Genomic DNA, 20457 nt, shown 5'->3' on the forward strand with positions numbered 1-20457 from the left:
TTTAGTCCGATGCAAATTACTCTTCAAGTCCGAATTGCTTTTTGCTTGGAGTAGTCTTAGCAAGAAGTCCCAAACTGATAGTGATCATGTCGACAACTTCCTGCAAAATAGCACCCCAGAATGCTGGGATAACACCAGTGAAGGCAATTAATTCAATGATGATTACGACACCAATCGCAGTCAAAACGTCGACATTAGCAACCTTCATAGTGTGCTTAGAAATAGCAACGGCATCATTGATCTTAGACAAATCGTTAACCATGATAACCGCATCAGCACTTTCACTGGCAGCAGTAGCACCTTTAGCACCCATAGCGATACCAACATCAGCGGCGGTCAAACTTGGTGCGTCATTAACACCGTCACCAGTCATAACGACAGGACGCAAGTTCTTAGGTACTTCCTTGATAGCCTTAATCTTTTCAGATGGTAAAAGATCAGCACGGATATCAGTAATTCCGGCCTTGTTACCAACCTTTTCAGCAACTGCCTTGTGGTCACCAGTAAGCATCATGATATCTTGAGCACCTTGACGCTTCAACTTAGCGATTGTGTCAGGTGTTTCTGGACGCATTTCGTCCATCAAAGTAATGTAACCAGCAAATTGATTATCAATTGAGACAAAGACAGCAGTGGAGTTAACATCGATCTTTTCATGATCAGGTGCAACGAACTTTAATTTACCAACCTTAACGTGCTTGCCGTCGACGTTACCTTCAACACCTTGAGCAGTAGTTTCCTTTAAGTCGGTTACTGGCTTAATCAAATCTTTGCTAGTAGCCTTTACAAGTGAACTAGCAATAACGTGACTTGATTGTTGTTCAACACTAGCAGCTAAGCCTTGCAATTCATCCTTGCTTACAGATTTTTCTGCAGGGACAACTTGGTCAACTACCAATTGGTTTTCAGTTAAAGTACCAGTCTTATCAAAAGCAAAAGTCTTAGCACGAGCTAATTTTTCAAGAGTTGGACCAGACTTCACAATAATATGGTGAGCTGACATTGAACTCATACCACTGACCAAAGCAACGGGAGCTGCGATCAAAAGTGGACATGGTGAAGCGACAACCATAACTTCGGCGAATCTAGTAGCATCCCCTGAAACGGCCCATGCAACGCCACCAATAATCAATGAAATGATGGTGAATGGAACGGCGTAACGGTCGGCCATCTTAACGAACTTAGCAGGTTGTGCTTGTGATGACTTAACCAAAGCAACGATTGACTGATATTCAGAATCTTTAGCTTCTTTGGTAACCTTCATCTGTACTGCGGCGTCACCGTTGACGGAACCTGACATCAAGCTGTCGCCTGGTTTCTTAGTTACAGGAACGGATTCACCAGTCAATGAAGATTGGTCAAAACTAGAAGTACCCTTGATGATTTCACCGTCAACAGGAACTTGTTGACCTGGCTTGATCAAAACGATGTCGCCAATGTGCAATTCATTAACCTTGACTTCAGTAATTTGACCGTTAACCAGCTTGTTGGCAATACGTGGTGTATTGTTCAAAAGAGAACGGAGTTCCTTGCTGGCTTGTCCAGTAGCGTAGTCTTCTAGTGTTTCACCACCAGTGGACATTACCAAAATCATCCATTCAGCCCAGTAGTTGTTGATCAAAATAGTAGAAACAATCGCAATAACTGCTAGGATATCAACACCGTAGCGTCCAGATTTCCAATCTTCAAATATTTCCATTAACAAGAGAACGGAAATCCAAATACCAAGAATGTCGATAATAATTGCTTGTGGGTTCATCTGCAATTTAAGGAGTGGCGTAGTAAACAATGTAGAAGCATGTATGCCAAACTCAAAAAACAGACTTATTACCCCGGCAATTAAAACGACCATAAACTTCCATTGACGTTTCATGATTAAACCTCCAAAAAGTAAGTAGTATTACTTTACTTACACCATTCTAACATTCTTTCTAGGTATAAGAGATATAAACGGTTTATTATAATTTATTAATTAAAAAAGCGGCTTGAATAAAGGTCTCAAGCTGCTTGGGGGTTATTTAATTTTTTCAGATTTATAGTGCTTATCATATGTGTGAACGACATAGTTGAAGGCCTTGATCCATTCACGTCTGGTGAGGAGACCTTGAAAGACGCCGCGATCATCTACGACGGGCAGGAAGGCATTGTTAATCAGTAAATGCAGCTGCGTTTCAAGCGTAGTTTCAACAAAATTTATTTTATCGAAATCCGTTTGCATTACGTCTTTAACTTTTAAAGTATCAAGTGGCGCGGTAGAAATTGCGTCATTGGTTAGCATTTTGTCCGTAATCATGGCCAAGCTGAGTAAACCAACTACTCTTTTATCTTTATCTAAAACTGGAATTTTGGAATATTTAACTTTAGTCAGAATTAAAAATGCGTGATAGAGTGGGTTGTCTTCTTGAACAAAGGCAATACGACTAGCGGGAATTAAGAATGATCCCGATTTTTCTTCAATTAAATGTTGGATCGATGGTGAAAACATGATACGCCTCTTTTCTGACTAAAATTATACTAGAAAAAAGGAAAAGGCCCGCAAAATTTTGCGGACCTTATTAGTTTCATCTACTTTGGAGGAGTAAGAATGAATGAAATAAAAAAGTGGGAGTATTGTAGCAAGTTTCTACCGCCTTGCTACGATTTATATAGTACAGAGTAAATGTGAATTAAAAATGTTCAAATTGTTATGAAAAGGTAAAGATTTGTTTGAGAACTAGTTAAGAAGAAAATTTGGGCATAAGAAAAGCCCACGCAACGCACGTGAGCCGAAAGGGATAGATATGAAATTGACTAATTGGAGTAAGTCAATTCTTTTTATTTTCATTATTTACTTGGAGGAGTATGAATGAAAAACAAAAAAGTTGAGTTGTAATGGGAAGATGTTTTCTTCCTCACTACATTAAGTAGTATAACCTGAAATTGTGAAAAAAGTGTGACGAAATGCACTTTATTTTCAAAAAAGGCTATATTTTTGCTAAAAAGCCCGAGTTTATGCACTTATAAAGAAAAATAAATTTTTTTGGTTATAATGTAAGACATGATAAAAACGGAAAATAGAAGGGTGTAGTTTTTTTGAAAAGAATAGGCAGATTTATCCTGCATCTGTTTTTAGTACTCCTTTTATTAGCTGGAGTGGGAGCAGGGGGATATTTCGGTTATCAATGGTGGCAAAAACAGCAAATGCTGCGAGATAGGCCCAAGATAGTCAAAGCAAAGGATGGTACTAATACAAGTGCTGCTTGGCACAATTTTTCTAGTTATCAAAGATCCTTGCGTCAAAATTATTCTTTCATTAATAAGGTTTCAAATTATGTTCCACCAAGAACGTGGGATGGTAAGGACTTTGTCATTCCGGGCTTAGTTTCGACTAAGAGCTATGATTTTGCCACGAAAAAATACAATACGGCAACCGCAATGACGCCGCAGGGGATTACTGTAGCTGGTAAATATATTTTGCTCACGGCATATGATGGCGAGCACCGGCATGCTTCAGTCGTTTATGTGCTGGACAAAAAGACGGGAAAATACATTAAGACGATCCAGGTTCACGGCCGTCCTCACTTAGGCGGGATTGCTTATGATCCAGTTGCCAAAAATATTTGGGTAACCGGTAAAATGGGTAAGTCCTCAGCTCTTGCTTCATTTACATTAAAAGAAATGAAGGACTATAAAGATGGCAGTCGCATCCCGATCAAGTACAATCACCAGATTGCGATTCCTGCCGTTGAAAAAGCCTCTACTGTTACTTACTACGATGGTCAACTGTTCGTCGGCTTCTTTAACATGTATGGCCGGGGTAAAGTTGCCGCATATTCAATTGCCCGTAGCGGTAAAAACAAGGGCTCCATTACTAATAATGAAGTGAAATCCGTTACTGGTACTTTGCAGTGGTCAGATCCTACCGGTGAAACATCAATGGATAAGCAGATTCAGGGGATTGCGATTTATCAAGATAAAATCTTCTTGAGTCAGTCATACGGCAGCGGCAATTCTAAACTGTATGTGTTCCCAACTTCGGCATTGAACGCGCTTGACGAAAAGAATGCGGAGCTAGTTGTCGATATGCCGCCATATTTGGAACAAATTACTGCTTACAAGGGGCAGCTGCTTTGTGTATTTGAATCAGCTTCAAGTATTTATGCTAGACCAGACATCACGGTAATGGATAGAATACTATCGATGAATATCAATGCCTTGTTTGGCAGCTAGTTTAGAAAGGAAAAACAAATGAATGTAGATTATCGAAGAAGAGAAATCTTTCTTTTGCGTTTTTCTGGTTGGTTCTGCTTATTCCCAGCGTCAGTTTATCTCTACCTTTATCAAATGACTCATATGATATTCTGCCTTGGCGAATTAGTTATTATTGTGCTTTTTGCTGTATATTTGCTGACTACCGCCAAGAGCGAGCGCTGGACTAAACCACAAAATGTGATGCGACTATCGATTTTTGCCTTAATCTTTGTGGCAATCGTAATTTTCATCCCATTATATTTTGCATATCGCAACTGTAAGAAATTACAATGAAGAAACCGTTTTTTTGGTATTTTTTCAAAAATAGATTGGATTTCAGAAAAAGTTTAAATTTGTTAAAATGTACAACGATAGTGCGTCTAGTGTTGCTATTTGTAGTAATATAAGACAAAAGTAAAAAATATATGTTACTTGAGGGAGAAAAAATGGATAAAAAAACACAAATTGACTCTCGAGGCAAACGCATTGGAAAGTTTGTTTTAAAGACAATTGTTTATTTTGCAATCCTGATGGCCCTTATCTATTTGTATGAATATAGTGGACTTACTTCAGTTCATTTCATTTACAACGAATTTTAAGGTAGGTGCTGTCACATGATTCAAGATGTTATTAAGAAGATCGACGAGATAGCAGAACAAGAACCAGATCGTGTTGTTTACGACTATCTTGGCAAAACTAATACATATGGTGACCTTAAGAAGCGTTCTAACGCTTGGGCACACAAGATTGCTAGCTTAGATATTTCAGATGATGCTCCAATTATGATTTGGGGTGGTCAAACCTTTGAAATGATCGCTAGTTTTTTAGGCTGTGTTAAAACTGGTCACGCTTATATTCCAATTGCTAGTTACTCAAACGCTGAACGTTTGACCATGATTCAAGATGTTTCAAAATCACCATTGGTTTTGGAAATTGATCCATTGCCAGACGTTAACTTAGACAACGTTAAGGTACTTAAGGCTAGTGAAGTTGAAGATGGCGACTTCACTGTTGACGAAAGCAAATTTGTTGAAGGCGATGAAAACTACTACATCATCTTCACTTCAGGTACTACTGGTAAGCCTAAGGGTGTACAAATCAGTCACGATAACTTACTCAGCTTTGTAAACTGGGAGTTATCAGACTTTAATTTGCCAGAACACCCAAGTTTCTTGGCCCAAGCTCCATACTCATTCGACTTGTCAGTAATGAGTCTTTACCCTGCACTTGTTTCAGCAGGTAAGCTTGTTGTATTGCCACACGATGTAACGCAAAACTTTGGTCAATTGTTCCAAACTTTGCCAAAGATGCAATTTAATGTTTGGGTATCAACACCATCATTTGCACAAATGTGTTTCTTGGATAAGACTTTTGATTCTGAACATCACCCAGACCTTAGTCACTTCTTATTCTGTGGTGAAGAATTACCACACAGCGAAGCAGACATGCTTAAGAAGAGATTCCCAGAAAGCCATATCTTCAACACTTACGGTCCAACCGAAACAACTGTTGCCGTAACGCAAGTTGAAATTACTGACGACGTTCTTAAGAAGTACGACCGTTTACCAATCGGTAAGGTTAAGGAAGACACCAAGATCACTATTGATACTTCAAAGGGTGATAAGCCTGGCGAAGGTGAAATTATCATTAGCGGTCCTAGCGTTTCAAAGGGTTACATGAACAACCCTGAAAAAACTGAAGCTGCCTTCTTCCAAAAGGATGGCGACAAGTACCGTAGCTACCGCAGTGGGGATGCCGGATTCTTTGACGGCGACATGCTCTTCTATCGTGGTAGAATTGACTTCCAAATCAAGTTCAACGGTTACAGAATCGAACTTGAAGAAATCAACTTCTACTTGAGCAAGAACGAGTACGTCCGTTATGGCGTTGCAGCACCAAAATACAATAAAGATCACACCGTTAAGCAAATCGTAGCGGAGATCGAATTGAAGCACGGTGTAGCGCGTCAACACTCAGAAGCCACTTTAACTAAGGCAATTCGTGAAGATTTGGCAAAGAACATCATGCCGTACATGCTTCCACAACGTTTTGTCTACCAAGACAAGTTGCCTATTTCTCAAAACGGCAAGGTTGATATCAAGGCGGTTATTAAGGAGGTTAATAAGTAGTGAATTTTAATTTCATTAACTTACAACCTTACTCAAATCCGCAATATTTCGTTTACTTGATGATTGCTTTAATTCCAATCATTATTGGTCTTTATAACGGTCGTCGTCTCAAGACATATGAAGCAATTTTCTCAATTGTCTTCTTATTCTTGATCTTTGATGGTAGTCACTGGCAACAAGGTGTAAACCTGATTCTTTGGTTGATTTACGAATTCGCGTTGACCTTTGCTTATCAGTATTATCGTCATCATGGTAAAAATAAGACCTGGATTTTCAGTTTAGCTGTAATTTTGGCCATCATACCATTAGCTGCAGTTAAATATTTGACTGCGTTTCCTGATAATTCAATTAACTTCGTGATCGGTTTCTTGGGTATTTCATATGTAACGTTCAAGACCGTTCAAGTTATCATGGAAATGCGTGATGGGGCAATCAAGAAGGTAGATCCTGTAACGTATGCAAGATTCTTGCTCTTCTTCCCAACTATTTCATCAGGTCCTATCGATAGATATCGCAGATTTAAGAAAGATTACGATAAAGTTCCTACAAGAGACGCATATATTACAGACTTACAATGCGCTGTAAGATATTTGTTCCAAGGATTTTTATACAAATTTGTAATTGGTTGGTTCTTTGGTACTTACTGGCTTCCAAGAATCAGCACTGCTGCTTTAGCAGTAGGTAACGCAAATGGTGGTTTGAAGTTATCCTGGTGGTTACTTGCTTATATGTACTGCTACAGTATGTATTTGTTCTTCGACTTCGCAGGTTACTCACTATTTGCGGTATCAATTTCATACTTCATGGGTATTCATACCCCAATGAACTTCAACAAGCCATTTATTTCTAAGAACATCAAAGACTTCTGGAACCGTTGGCACATGACGCTTTCATTCTGGTTCCGTGACTACATCTACATGCGATTCACTTTCTTTGCAATGAAGAAAAAGTTGTTCAAGAATCGTATTAGATTGTCACAGGTCTCATACTTCCTGTTATTCCTAATAATGGGATTCTGGCATGGTTTAACATGGTATTATATTGTGTATGGTTTATTCCATGCTACTGCTATCTGTGTCAACGATATGTGGCTAAGATTTAAGAGAAAACACAAGAAGCAAATTCCACACAACAAGTTCACTGAATGGTTCGCCATTTTCTTAACTTTCAACGTGGTATGTTTCAGTTTTTTGATTTTCTCAGGATTCCTTAGCCAATTATGGTTTGGCTGGAAGTAAAAAATAGAGTAGATTTTTTGAGAGGTATTAATTATGAACACTAAACAAGGCGTATTAGACATTTTGAACGATTTAACTGGTGAAGACTTATCAGACCAAATGGATGAAAACATCTTTGACAATGGTTTGATGGACTCAATGGCAAGTGTACAAATGCTTTTGAGCTTACAAGAAAAATTTGATATCGATGTTCCTGTATCAGAATTCAACCGTGCTGAATGGGACACTCCTAACAAGATTGTTGCAAAGGTGGAAAGCTTAGAAAATGAGTAATAAACGCCGGCTGTGGCAAATTTTTGGCCCAGTCCTTTGCGCTTTTATCCTTTTACTAGTTGTATTCCTACTTCCTTGGGAAAGAACTTTTTCTAAGCAAACCATTTACGAAGCTGCTGCTTCACAAAATACTACTGTCTTCAAGGGCAGCACAATGAAGCAAGAAGCATACAATGAGGGTTATATACCATTCTATGGTTCAAGTGAATTGTCTAGATTCGATCCACTTCACCCTAGTGTTATTGCAGAAAAGTACCACAGAAATTATCGTCCATTCTTACTTGGTGGACCAGGTAGTCAATCTTTGGCTCAATTCTTGGGGATGCAAGGTACAGCTAAACAGCTTAAAAACAAAAAGGCTGTAGTGATCATTTCACCACAATGGTTCACTAAGAAGGGCCAAGATCCTAATGCCTTTGCTTTGTATTATTCACCACTTCAAGCATGTAACTTCTTGTTAAGTGCTAAGAATAATAAGACTGATCGTTATGCTGCACAACGTCTGCTTGATATGCCAGACGTAAAGGGTGAGATTAGAAATAGTCTTAAGCAAATTGCTGCAGGTAAGAAGTTAACTACTTTCCAAAGATTTTACTTAGAAAATCGTCGTATAATGTTGGTTAACGAAGACAACTTCTTTAGTTCATTCCAATTGCGTGACCGTGTAAATAAGATCCGCGATAGAGCTAAGGTTTTGCCTAGTACTTATTCTGTTGCTGCCTTGAACAAGGTTGCTGAAGAACAAGCTGCAGCACACACTAATTCAGACAACTTGGGAATCGACAATACTTTCTTTAGAACTCGTTTGCCTAAGAAGGTATTGAAGAACCTCAAGGGCAGTCAACGTCACTTTAACTACGTAAAATCAGTTGAATACGCTGACTTCCAATTGATGCTAGAACAATTTGCTAAGCAACATACCAATGTTTTGTTCATTATTCCACCTATCAACGGTAAGTGGATGAAGTACACTGGCTTGTCAGCTAAGATGTACCAAGAATCAGTTGCTAAAATAGAACAACAATTGACTAGCCAAGGCTTTGAAAACATTGCTGATCTTTCAAGACGTGGTAATGAAAAGTACTTCATGCAAGATACTATTCACCTTGGTTGGAAAGGTTGGGTAGCTGTTGATCAAGCCGTTAGACCATTTATGAAATTGCCTAACGAGCGTTACAACTACGATATGTCTAACTACTATTACTCAAAGAAGTGGCAGAATAAAGACAATGTTAAGCGAGTAAATTTAACTAGCAAAGATCGTTTAAAAGTGAAGTAGTGCGACGGGCTATTAATAGATTAGGTATTAAGGGTTCCGTATTGGTAACAAGCAATATGAAGCCTGTACTGAACTATGCAACAAACAATAGTACTGACACTAGCTACTTGATCAATTCAGTTCAAAAGTCAATGACTGCTGCAATGATAATGCGCGAGGTGCAGAAAGGTAAGCTTAGCTTAAAAGATAAGCTTTCTAAGTATTATCCAAACGTAGCTGGAGCACAGAAGGTTAGAGTCAGCAATCTGCTGGATATGACTTCAGGACTTGATTTAGAGAAGGGCCAAGAGTTAGGCACAAAGAAGTTTATTTCTGACAAGGCTAATATTGACCATGATCAGAAATACACCGTGTTTGATGCTAAGAAGCTTGGCAAATGGCACTATACTTCAGTTAACTACATTTATCTCTGTGGTATTTTATCCCAGCTTGAACATAAGACTTACGAGCAATTGTTCCGTGAGACTTATATCGAGCCGCTTCACCTTAAGAGAACTGAGTTCTTATGGTCTAACATGTCCAAATTACGCGCCGTTAATTGGGTGACTGGATATGAAATGAAAGAGGACCAGTACGTAAAGGTAAAGCGTAAGACCGCAGTAAAGGATGCACATAATGAGTTAGGTGCTGGATCGATTGTAATGTCAAATGGCGATTTAGCTAAAACGATTGAATACATTCTACATGGCAACATGCTAACCAAACATAGCAAGCAGATCCTGTTTAAGGGTAAGGCTCCTACATTCTATAATGGTGGTTTATACAACTTGAAGAAGTATAAGTCAGCTAATGGTGCAGGTGAAGGTTATTACACCTTTATGCGTAGCACTAGGGATGGTAAGAATATGATTATAATTCAAGATAATCACACTGTCCCTGGTGAGTTTGGTAAGATTAAGAAAAAAGTAAATCGCATCATGTCAATCATGATGGAATTATAAAAAAGAGGTTTGATTCCGATTTAATTCGGAGTCAGGCCTTTTTTGGTGGCATATAATTGAGGTAGAAAATAAACTGTAGAAAGTTCAAAATATTATGGAAAAGCTCGTACCTACAATTATAGGAATAGTATTAATTTTATGTGGTGTGTTGGAACTTTACATGACTTATCGCTATTCTCAAAACATTAAAAAATTGAAGAATCAACCACCAACTGCTCCTTTTGCTATTTGGAGTGGATTAATATTTGGCCTATTTTTCATTGTAGGGCCTATCATCACCATGGCCGGTGGTCTTAAGAATATGAGTCAAATGACGTCAATTATTGTAGGGATTCTATTCTGGATAGCAGCTATTTTTTCCTTAGCCAGGGCAGAACAAATTAGAAAGAAACTTAAGGCAGAAAATAAACCATTATCCAGTTCACCCCAAGCGGTTGCGACGTATGTAATTGTAATTGCTGCCGTTATATCGGGCTTGATTGCAATTTTTTAGCAAAGAAAAATTATAATATTTGCGATTAACGCCATATCGCTTGTTTTTTATTTTTTTGAATGCTAAAATCTTCATGTACCGTCGCTGATAGTAGTCATTTTCTCCGGTAGCGAAAATGTTATCTTCTATATGTGGTCAGAGGTGACGGTCAACACTGTGTGAGCCTAGTTCCGTTGTTGGTTGAATTAGGCTTTTTTGATGCTATTTTTTCTGATAATCGTATATAATTGAAGAGTATATTTATAAAAAAGTTAGGAGAAATTTATGTCTACTACACGAAAGTAACTAAAGGATAGCGCTAAGCAAGTTCTTCGCGGTAATTGGCCTTGGGCTGTTCTAATCGCTTTGATTAATAGGTTAGTTGTATGGATTTTGACTTCAGGCGGTCACAAGCTTGATGGTTTTTATATGAATTACGATGGAAATAATGTATTTTTCCAATTCCTTAGCCCAATGGGTGGCATCTTAGCTTGGATTGCTGATTTTATTGCATTGAGTTTGGCAATTTCATTTTTGAACTTAAGAGATAACGCAGATACAAGTGAAGAGAAGCCATACATCGCTGCCTTCTCAGTTTTCACTGAAAACCGCTTTGGTCCAGAATGTATTAACTATGTTATGACCAGTATCTTCACTTTCTTGTGGAGCTTATTATTGATCATCCCAGGTATTATTAAGAGCTATTCATACGCAATGACGACATACATCGTTAGTGACATGGTAGCTAGTGGCAAGTCCGTTGGCGCTACCGATGGTATTAACGCCAGCAAGGAATTGATGAATGGCCACAAGATGGATTTATTTATCTTTGACTTAAGTTTCCTTGGCTGGTTTATTCTTGGTAGTATTCCAGCCGGTATTGGTCTTTTATGGGTTATCCCATACTACCAAACTGCTAAGGCTAATTTCTACCGCAACTTAGCTGGTGACAGATACTTAAAATAAAAAATAAATTAAGCATGAAAAAACACCAGGTAAATTTCTTACCTGGTGTTTTTTGATTAGTCTTTATTAGTATTAGTAGAGGTTAGCTGCCTTAACGTAAGCATTCTTACCGATACGGTAGTACTTAACACCATTGATGGTCTTCTTCTTACCGTGGGTAGTAACAGTAGTGTTCTTCTTCAGTGACTTACGGTTTAACTTGTAGTTACCGTTCTTGTTGTAAACGCGAGCTGCGTGCTTCAACACACGAGCCTTAGTTGAACTCTTAGTAGGAGCTTGAGAAACGGCGCTACCTGATGCAGTAAGTGGCAATACGTTGATGTTACCGTCTACGTTAAGACCACGCCAGTTATCAGCAAATTGCCAAATTGAAACACCCTTCATTGATGGGAAGTAGCTGAAGTTTGGCTTGTCGATACGGCCAGCAACTGCGTATGAAGCAACCCATAAACTGTTAGGGAACTGGTTAATAACAGCGTTGGTGTTGATGTTATTTCTCAAAACTGATGAACTTGCGTATAAAAGTGGCTTGTAGCCAGCTGACTTAACTTGTTGCATGAAGGCAATGATTGCGTTAGCAGTAACGCCCTTACCCATGTTGATGTTGTTACCATCGCCTGATTCATAGTCACAAGCAAGGTATGAACCTGGTGCAAGACCTACGGCCTTAGCTGAAGCGACTGCGTAGTTTGCTTCGCGCTTAGCAACAGCGCTGTTAGCACTGAAAGTAGCGAAGTGGTAGCCCATTGGCATCATGTTTTGTGCACGTGCACTAGAAACTTGTGCACTAGCCTTAGGGTTTCTGTAACTAGTACCTTCACTAACCTTAACTACGGCAAACTTAGCACCTGATTTTGCATGAGTTGAAAGATCAGCACTTTGGTAACTTGCAACGTCGATACCAAGTGAACGAGCAGCAACTGAAGTAGTTGAAGCTTGAACAGTCTTGGTTTGAATATGTAAGGTGTTAACTACGGCAACTGAAGTAGTTGATAATGCAGCAACAAGTGCTAATTTTGTAATAAATCTCTTCTTTAATGACAACTTTATTCCCCCGAATATTATTCTTTAATTGTTAGTCTAAATTTTATCTTCATAGAAACATTTCAAGGATAATAAGAATAACGTACTGGGTCAAGAGAACTAACGGTAAAATAAACTAGAAGTAACATTATAGTAAATAATGTAATCAAATTGTATTATTTGAAGAAGAAAATAAGCTAAATTTTTTCTAAAAAAGTTCGGCTTTTATCCACTTTATTCCCAAAAAATCGAATTTCCACGTATAATAAGAAGGCAATATTGAAACTAACGTAGATTTGAGGCTTTTCTGTTGAATAAAAAAATCTTATCCGGCTCTTTCTGGCTATCATTCGGTAGTATCGTATCTAGAATACTGGGAGTCGTTTATTTAATTCCGTGGTTAATCATGCTTGGCAGTTACCACAACCAATTAAACGCACAGGCTATGTTTAATTCTTCATACACCCCATATGCGCTTTTTTTGTCTATTGGTACTGCAGGGCTTCCTTCAGTTATTGCCCGGGAAGTATCACAGTTAAATTCGCAAAATAGATACAAGGATAGTTTATACATTACTAAACTGGGACTGATCATCATGTTCGTCATGGGACTAGCCTGTGGTGTTTTGCTTTATGTAACGGCACCAATTATTGCTAAAAACAGTCCGGTAGATTCCGTTGCCAGTGCGACTATTTCCATTCGTGTATTGGTTCCAGCCGTAGTAATTTTGCCATCAATGAGTATGGTGAGAGGCTGGTTCCAGGGAAATAACGATATGAAGCCGTACGGAATTTCCCAATTATGGGAACAGTTCGCCAGAATCCTCTTTATCCTTTTATCTACGTTCTTAGTTATCGAAGTCTTTCACCATGATTATGTGACTGCCGTTTACTTTAGTGTATTCGGTGCCTGTGTCGGCGCTATTGCCAGTTATTTGTACCTCTTTGCGTATATGCGTAAGCAAAGGGGGCATTACAAGGGCCTAATCGATAAAAGCGCACCACGCACTTTAAACAACGTCTCACGGAGTTTGCTTAATTTATGGTATGCCTCAATTCCATTTGTTTTGCTTGGTTCCTTTATTACCGTGACGCAGCTGGTCGACCAACTTTTGTTTAAACAAATTTTGATCAGTTTCAACCACATGAGCACAACCTATGTTAGTTACCTCTACACGATTTTCTCAGCTAACCCAAGTAAGATCACTACGGTGATTGTTTCACTCGCTACAGCTGTTTCTGAGACGAGTCTGCCGCTTTTAGCAGGGCTTAGGTATAAATCCAAGGATAGCGTCGAAAGCATCAGAAAACTGCTCTTAGAGAACTACAGACTACTTCTGTTTGTCCTTCTTCCGGTAGTCGCACTTGGTGCCTTTGCCTCATCACCAGTTTATTCAGTACTATTTTCACATGATAGTCTTGGTGCATATTACTTGGTAGAAAATATCATCCAAAGTTTATTGGCTGGTTTAGTAATGAACTCACTGACTCTGCTTTTAGCTTTAAATATGAACAAGTTGGCCGTGATCTACATGATGTGGGGCATCTTGGCAAAAATCATTTTGCAGGTGCCAATGACCTTCTTGATGAGTGCAGACGGTGCGATCCTTTCAACCGATATTTCATTCTTGATCGTAATTTTGCTCAGCTACCACAAGCTGGACAAGACTTATGGCGTCAAGTTGCGGAGCTTATTGCCAATTATCGTTTCAAACGAAATTTATATTGTTTTGTTATTCGTTTACCAAATTCTTTTCGGCTATCGCTTCAATGATTTAGGTCGAATGGGCAGTTTTATTTACCTGGCAATTTTTGGCCTAGCATTTTTAGGCATCTACATCTTGATTGCCAACTGGATGGGAACGTCCGAAACAATCTTCGGCAAAAAGATTGGGTATCGCTATTACAGATACAAGCATTACCAATAAAATGAAAATTTAGACAGAAAAAACCAACAAGAATTTTCTTGTTGGCTTTTTTAATTAATATCTTCTGTTAATATCACCCATACTGGAGCGCATGGTTTCATCAACGTACTTAGACACTTCATCGTCTGAGTCCCGTAAAGCTTCTTTAACTTCCTTATGGTTCATTTGGTTAACAAGGTAGAATTTCAAAGCCTTGTTGATTAAGTCGCTAAATTCAACATCATGATTCTCGCTATATTTATCGATTAATTTACGAACATCACTGTTCATTTCAAAGTGTTTTCTTGCCATTTTTTACTCCACCTTTTCTTATGGAAATAATTATAGCATAGTAGCCATTAATCGATAGATGACAAAGCATCTAGCATGTTGATGCGTTTGATCTTTTGGTGAACGACGATGGCCAATGCGGCCGTGATCATAGCAGGGATGAGGGCCGAGAAGACGAAGTTCATTGGATACATATTCGGATCAAACATTGCTACATCTGGCGGCAGACTCGTGATGATAAAGTGGTGCAGCCACCAACCAAAGCCGAAGCCTACGATGATGCCAAGACCAGACAAAATGATCGTTTCACGGTAGATGTACATGGTCGTTTCATTATCGTAGAAGCCTAGCACTTTAATCGTGGAGAGCTCACGGATTCTTTCAGCTACGTTAATGTTAGTCAAGTTGTAGATAACCACAACGGCTAGCATTCCTGAAATCAAAATCAAAATGAAGATAACTTCGTTCAAACTACCTGTGAAGCTACCTAGCAATCTTCTGTTGGCGGAACTGGAAATCACTGTTTCAATTGCAGCAGACTTAACCAGCTTACGACTGACGCGATTGATGAAAGTAGAAGAGTGTTTTCTCATGGTGACCAAATATGCATTAGTAGCATATTTTTTGCTAGTAGCTTTTTCATATTCTTGTTGATTCATGAAAATGTAGTGCCCTAGGTACATTTCACAAATGCCGTTGACTTTGAAGCGGTATGTTTTACCGTGGCTGTTTTTAAGAGAAATGGTAGAACCCTTTTTAGCATTTAAAATATTGGCCAATTTTTCCGAAATAATTACGCCATTATTGGTCAATTGCAGTTTCTTCTTTGATTGACGTTCTCTTAAATTGATCGATTTTTTAAAATTCTTATTTGACTTAGGTACCATCAACATCACATTTTCGGTCGAACCGCTGCTGGCAATGTGCTTGGTTAATTGTTGGTACTGGATTGCATCAGACTGCTTAATATCTTTTTCTTTTAGCAGATTATCTAATTTATTTTGTTCTTTCTTTGTGACATTACTGCTTCTTAACGCAATTATGTCATTTTTTTGAATATCAGAATACTGAATGCCGCCAATGCCTTGCAGCGAATCGCGGATACCGAAGCCCATTACTAAAAGTCCGGTACAACCGGCAACACCAATGATGGTCATAAGCATTCTGCTCTTATAACGGAAAATGTTGCGCGCAGTAACTTTAGCCGAAAAGCTCATGTGGTTCCATAGCCAACTCCAATGTTCCAGCAAGATTCTTGAACCATTTTTTGGTGGTTTTGGTAAAAGCAAAGCAGATGGTTGCTCACGTAGCGTCTGATGCAAGGTAAAAATTGAGATCACGGTGGTAGAAATCAATGCAACCAATAGGGAAATGAGTAGTGGCCCCCAGGCAAAATTGATCTCATAACCGGTACCTAGCGTAGAAGAGGCTAAATAGGCCTTGATGATGAGATCGGGTAGGGACGTGTAACCAAAGTTGGCACCCAAAATAACGCCTAAGATTGCAGCTGAGGTGCTATAGAGCAAAAATTTAATAGCAATGGCACCATTGCTGTAGCCAAGTGCTTTTAGCGTCCCAATATTTGTCCGTTCTTCTTCGACAAAGCGCATCATGGTAGTCAAACTGACAAAGGCTGCTACGGCGAAGAGAAAGCCAGGGAAGACATTAGCGAGGACTTCAACACGTTCTGAATCAGCACGGTAAGAAGCGTAGCCTTGGCTTTCTTCACGACCACTGATTGTGTAGCTTGGGTAAGCAATTTTGATCTTATTTTTAGGTACTTTAATTTGGGCTGGATCAACAGAGATGCCACGCTTTAACATTTGCTCAGCTGCTTTTTTACGGTACTGATTTTTATACATCGTGATGTATTTTTGATGTTTATCAGCACGGTTCTTGTTTAAAGCAGTTTGCAGCTTGTCTTGATCGTGGTAGACGCGGTTACGGTAAGTTACGCTAAATGGGCTCAAATTCTGGGTATTTTTAAACGTTACACGTGAAACTTGGTACACAGGAGAAGCAAATGCACTTGGAGTAGTAACTGCAATCCCAGTTAAACGACCGTTGCCAATGTTAGTTTGTCCAATTTGATTCTTGTCCAAAAACTCGCTTGCTTTGACAAAGCCAACGATTTTAAAAGTTTTATTCTTTAAAATACCAGGCTTAGTAAAAGTGATTTTTTGTCCGATGCGATATTTCTTTTTAAGCAAATAAGATAGCGCGATTTCATTTCTGTTTTTCGGGAAATGACCACTAATTAGCTCATAGCTTGAAAGGTCCCCCGATTTTGAAAAGACGCGTAGCGTATCATTATTGTGCTTATTTTTTACATCTTGAAAATAGCCAAACGTTGCTTTTTTAACTTCCGATAAATTACGGATTGTCATTTGATCTGTGGAATTGATACCGTAATTTGAAGTAACAGTTACATCGGCCAGATTGTGTTTGTTAAAAAAGTCGGCACCCGTGGCGCGCATATCAGGGCCCGCCATTTTTAAACCAGTAAAGGCAAAAGTACCTAAACCAATTAATAAAATGATGGCGATATAACGGCCTAAGGAATGCGTTATGGCCTGGAAGGCATCCTTCCATAGAATTGTTTTACGCATTTTGCTCACCTACCATTCAATAGTACTGATATCAGCAGGCTTTTTATTAATGTGAATATCCTGAATGCCGCCATCGTGGATGCGGATCACCTTGTCGGCAATTGGAGCAATAGCAGCGTTATGAGTAACGATTAAAACGGTGGAACCATTCTCGCGGCTCATGTTTTGCAGGATTTTTAAGATACGTTTACCAGTTTGGTAGTCGAGTGCTCCTGTAGGTTCATCACATAAAAGCAGCTCTGGCTTTTTGGCAATGGCACGAGCGATAGCTACACGCTGTTGTTCACCACCAGATAGTTGAGCCGGAAAGTTGTTTTCACGATCGCCCAAATCGACGTATTTTAGCGCTTCGTCTGCGTCCATCGCATCCGGTACGATTTGTGCAGCTAATTCCACATTTTCTTTGGCCGTTAAGTTAGGAATTAAGTTGTAGAATTGGAAAATGAAACCGATGTCGTTGCGCCGATACGTCGTCAGCTCGTTAGCGTTATAGCCAGCGATATTTTTGCCAGCAACGATAACATCACCACTGGTATTAGGCTCCATGCCGCCTAGAATGTTAAGCAAAGTAGATTTGCCGGCACCAGATGAGCCAAGGATGATGACTAATTCTCCTTTGGCGACAGAGAAGGTGATATCTTTGTTGGCATAGATTTGCGTATCGCCGGATTGATAAATTTTGGTATTATTTTTAAGTTCAATGTAAGCCATGATTATCATCTTTCTAGCATAATTGTATAATGTCGTTATAACTTTATTTAAACATAATTGTAAGCGCTATATAAAGGAAAATACTATGGTAGATAAGTTAGCAAATTTGCTATTAACAATAAGAAGATTATCGATCTTCAGAGTCTTTCAGCGAACGCTGGTTATACTGATGCCGATCGCAATTATTGGTGCATACTTTCAACTTATGCGAAATGCTGTTTTTTCACCAGATAGCTTTATTTATAATGTTTTGAATTTTGATGAAACTATGCCAGACGATATTTGGTATGCCGGTGCTTTTATCAGCAGCGGAATGGTGCGAGCTACTTTTGGGCTATTTGGCTTATATGCAGCATATTTTTCGGCAAGATATACGGCGCGTTTATATAAGAAAGATTCCACTTCGGCCGGTATGACCGCCGTTATTGTAATTATGTTCTGTGCCTATGCTAATAATTTGGGCGACACAACCGGTAATCGCTCGCCGTTTTCTGCCAGTATTTTAAAAGTAAATGCCATGTTGCTGGCTTTGCTGATAGGGTATGCTGTTGGCCAGATTTTTCACTGGTTAGGTAAAGATCATGAGCCGATTGAGTTTGAACATACTAGCCGCATTCGAAAAAGGGCGTGGGATGCGCTATTACCAGCGTCAGTGTCGATCTTAGGCGGTCTGATTTTAGGTGTTTCAATTTATGAACTGCAAATCAGAATTATGAGTTCGGATACTTTTAAGACCTTGGTAGCGCAGGTGGAAAATTCAAATAATTTATTTGAAATTATCCTACTACTGATAGTAGTAATGTTCCTAAGCTGGATTGGTATTGGCTATCCACTGAATGCTTTGTCTAATTCAGCCGTTAATACTGCCGCAATGGCAAATCTGAATTATGCTTTAAAACATGGCAGCGCCTGGGACGTTCCCCACAAATTCCTGGGTAGTTCGTTAGTTTATCCATATGCTTGGATGGGCGGAGCCAGTGTTAGTCTTGCTTTGATAGTAATTATTCTGCTTGTACGTGAAAATAAGCAACATGAGAATATTGCCAAAATTAACTTATTGCCGGTAGTCTTTAACTCTAATTGGGGCTTCATGGTAGGGATGCCGATTATTTTGAATCCAGTTTTGTTTTTACCATTTATTATTATTCCCGTGGTCAATGTTTTATTAGCTTCAGTGGCAATTGCACTGCATATTATTGCTCCATGCGTGTATCCAGTGCTAAGAGGGACGCCAGGTATTTTAATTTCATTTTTTGGCTCTAACGGGAACTGGGTTAATTTAGTATTTTCAATCTTGCTATTTATATTGGATATCGTGATGCTTATCCCAATTGCCTCATTGGGCCAAAGAATCGAGAAAGGTCTGAGAGAACGTGAACAAAAGAATGAGTAAAAATCCCAACCTAAAATGGTTAATCCTAACTTTATTGCTGGTTATTCTTTTAGCTATTCCGGGCTACTCTTGGATGAAAAAAGATAACTGGGCTCGAGCACAAAGGCAAAAGTCCATGTTATCACCAGTTATTATGGTGCCAGGCTCAAGTGCTACCACGGAACGATTCAATCAATTAGTTAGACAACTGAATAGCAAAACAGCAACTAAGCATAGTGTGTTAAAGATTAAGGTTTCAACAAAAGGCACATTGTCTTATTCCGGTGCCATTGATAAAGATGATAATGAACCAATTATTGTAGTAGGTTTTCAAAATAATCATGACGGCTATAGCAACATCAAAAAGCAAGCAGGCTGGCTTGATCAGGCTTTTTACACATTGACGCAAAATTATCATTTCAATAATTTCAAGGCATTTGGTCACTCAAATGGCGGTCTGATTTGGACATATTGGCTGGAGCATTACTATTCTAGTTATGCTAATGAAATCAAAATGAAGCGTCTGATGACGTTGGGGACGCCATATAATTTTAGTGAAAGCAATTTGAAGTATAGAACGCAAATGCTTGAAGACTTTATCAAGAATAAAAATAAGTTGCCAAAGAATTTGGTTGTTTATTCTTTATCCGGTGGTAAAAGTTATGAATCCGACGGGATTGTGCCGGAAGCAAGTGTTGCAGCCGGAAAGTATATTTTCCAAAATCAGGTAAAGAGCTACACGGCCATGACAGTAACCGGTTCAGAAGCCGATCACTCGGACCTGCCACAGAATGAACAGGTTGTGCGCTTGATCAAACAATATTTACTAGAAAAGAAGAATAAAAACTTGCGGCCCCCTAGACAAGCTAATAAGAAAAGACAATAATGTAGGTGTCATGAGATAAGAGTTTTTTCTTATTATCCTGTGGATAAGTCTCTTTGAAAGCTCAACAAAAATTAGTTATAAACTGATTATCTTAAGAAATTCTTTATAATTTGTGAAGTGCAATAAACGCT

18 protein-coding genes and 1 pseudogene are annotated in these 20457 nt (G+C 38.9%); 13 read left to right on the forward strand and 6 right to left on the reverse strand.

Translation table 11 applies throughout. The annotated features are described in order from the left end of the window. Nucleotides 1-16 precede the first annotated feature (16 nt). Nucleotides 17-1873, reverse strand: coding sequence for a heavy metal translocating P-type ATPase (locus LA20531_RS06305; RefSeq protein ID WP_056939537.1), 1857 nt, complete (start codon nt 1871-1873; stop codon nt 17-19). A gap of 141 nt (nt 1874-2014) precedes the next feature. Then, nucleotides 2015-2485: a cyclic-di-AMP-binding protein CbpB gene (gene cbpB, locus LA20531_RS06310; RefSeq protein WP_013438771.1), complete on the reverse strand. Its 471-nt coding sequence runs from the start codon at nt 2483-2485 to the stop codon at nt 2015-2017. A gap of 587 nt (nt 2486-3072) precedes the next feature. On the opposite strand from cbpB, the gene LA20531_RS06315 reads away from it, so the two are divergent. The 10 genes and pseudogenes from LA20531_RS06315 (at nt 3073) to LA20531_RS06360 (ending at nt 11528) form a co-directional block, all read left to right on the forward strand. Beyond that, nucleotides 3073-4209, forward strand: coding sequence for a YncE family protein (locus LA20531_RS06315; RefSeq protein WP_056939538.1), 1137 nt, complete (start codon nt 3073-3075; stop codon nt 4207-4209). 18 nt (nt 4210-4227) lie between these two features. Beyond that, a complete protein-coding gene (locus tag LA20531_RS06320) occupies nt 4228-4524 on the forward strand; it encodes a hypothetical protein (protein ID WP_013642571.1) in 297 nt (98 codons plus the stop codon). Between the two features lie 152 nt (nt 4525-4676). Then, nucleotides 4677-4829 (forward strand): teichoic acid D-Ala incorporation-associated protein DltX, encoded by a 153-nt coding sequence (locus LA20531_RS06325; protein ID WP_013438768.1) that lies wholly within the window; start codon nt 4677-4679, stop codon nt 4827-4829. 15 nt (nt 4830-4844) lie between these two features. Then, complete coding sequence (dltA, locus tag LA20531_RS06330; RefSeq protein ID WP_013642570.1) at nt 4845-6359, forward strand: D-alanine--poly(phosphoribitol) ligase subunit DltA; 1515 nt, start codon at nt 4845-4847, stop codon at nt 6357-6359. Continuing rightward, nucleotides 6359-7597 (forward strand): D-alanyl-lipoteichoic acid biosynthesis protein DltB, encoded by a 1239-nt coding sequence (gene dltB, locus LA20531_RS06335; protein WP_056939539.1) that lies wholly within the window; start codon nt 6359-6361, stop codon nt 7595-7597. Before dltA ends, dltB begins: the two co-directional genes overlap by 1 nt. 33 nt (nt 7598-7630) lie before the next feature. Beyond that, nucleotides 7631-7870 (forward strand): D-alanine--poly(phosphoribitol) ligase subunit DltC, encoded by a 240-nt coding sequence (dltC, locus tag LA20531_RS06340; RefSeq protein ID WP_056939540.1) that lies wholly within the window; start codon nt 7631-7633, stop codon nt 7868-7870. Beyond that, nucleotides 7863-9149: a D-alanyl-lipoteichoic acid biosynthesis protein DltD gene (dltD, locus tag LA20531_RS06345; protein WP_056939541.1), complete on the forward strand. Its 1287-nt coding sequence runs from the start codon at nt 7863-7865 to the stop codon at nt 9147-9149. Before dltC ends, dltD begins: the two co-directional genes overlap by 8 nt. Beyond that, nucleotides 9149-10090 (forward strand): serine hydrolase domain-containing protein, encoded by a 942-nt coding sequence (locus LA20531_RS06350; protein WP_056939542.1) that lies wholly within the window; start codon nt 9149-9151, stop codon nt 10088-10090. Before dltD ends, LA20531_RS06350 begins: the two co-directional genes overlap by 1 nt. Nucleotides 10091-10184: 94 nt before the next feature. After that, the gene (locus tag LA20531_RS06355) at nt 10185-10583 is read left to right on the forward strand and encodes a hypothetical protein (protein WP_056939543.1); all 399 of its coding nucleotides are present in this window, start codon (nt 10185-10187) and stop codon (nt 10581-10583) included. A gap of 264 nt (nt 10584-10847) precedes the next feature. Beyond that, nucleotides 10848-11528 (forward strand): annotated as a pseudogene (locus tag LA20531_RS06360) (DUF975 family protein). 72 nt (nt 11529-11600) lie between these two features. Here LA20531_RS06360 and LA20531_RS06365 read toward each other — a convergent pair. Beyond that, nucleotides 11601-12572 (reverse strand): GH25 family lysozyme, encoded by a 972-nt coding sequence (locus tag LA20531_RS06365; RefSeq protein WP_056939544.1) that lies wholly within the window; start codon nt 12570-12572, stop codon nt 11601-11603. Between the two features lie 289 nt (nt 12573-12861). On the opposite strand from LA20531_RS06365, the gene LA20531_RS06370 reads away from it, so the two are divergent. Beyond that, nucleotides 12862-14478 (forward strand): putative polysaccharide biosynthesis protein, encoded by a 1617-nt coding sequence (locus LA20531_RS06370; RefSeq protein ID WP_082588996.1) that lies wholly within the window; start codon nt 12862-12864, stop codon nt 14476-14478. Nucleotides 14479-14532: 54 nt separating this feature from the next. On the opposite strand, the gene LA20531_RS06375 is transcribed toward LA20531_RS06370, so the two are convergent. From LA20531_RS06375 to LA20531_RS06385, 3 genes are read right to left on the reverse strand one after another with little or no spacing between them, the layout of a single operon-like run. Continuing rightward, on the reverse strand, nt 14533-14769 hold the full coding sequence (locus LA20531_RS06375; protein ID WP_013642562.1) for a hypothetical protein: 237 nt from the start codon (nt 14767-14769) through the stop codon (nt 14533-14535). Between the two features lie 47 nt (nt 14770-14816). Then, nucleotides 14817-17357, reverse strand: coding sequence for an ABC transporter permease (locus LA20531_RS06380; protein ID WP_056939546.1), 2541 nt, complete (start codon nt 17355-17357; stop codon nt 14817-14819). A gap of 9 nt (nt 17358-17366) precedes the next feature. Next, nucleotides 17367-18068 (reverse strand): ABC transporter ATP-binding protein, encoded by a 702-nt coding sequence (locus tag LA20531_RS06385; RefSeq protein WP_056939547.1) that lies wholly within the window; start codon nt 18066-18068, stop codon nt 17367-17369. Between the two features lie 85 nt (nt 18069-18153). On the opposite strand from LA20531_RS06385, the gene LA20531_RS06390 reads away from it, so the two are divergent. Together LA20531_RS06390 and LA20531_RS06395 are read left to right on the forward strand one after the other, a co-directional pair. Next, nucleotides 18154-19461, forward strand: coding sequence for a PTS transporter subunit EIIC (locus LA20531_RS06390; RefSeq protein WP_056939548.1), 1308 nt, complete (start codon nt 18154-18156; stop codon nt 19459-19461). Further along, nucleotides 19454-20326: an alpha/beta hydrolase gene (locus tag LA20531_RS06395; RefSeq protein WP_056939549.1), complete on the forward strand. Its 873-nt coding sequence runs from the start codon at nt 19454-19456 to the stop codon at nt 20324-20326. The genes LA20531_RS06390 and LA20531_RS06395 overlap by 8 nt, the downstream gene beginning before the upstream one ends. Nucleotides 20327-20457: the final 131 nt, after the last annotated feature.

The sequence above is a fragment of the Lactobacillus amylovorus DSM 20531 genome, assembly GCF_002706375.1.
Taxonomy (GTDB): Bacteria; Bacillota; Bacilli; order Lactobacillales; family Lactobacillaceae; genus Lactobacillus; species Lactobacillus amylovorus.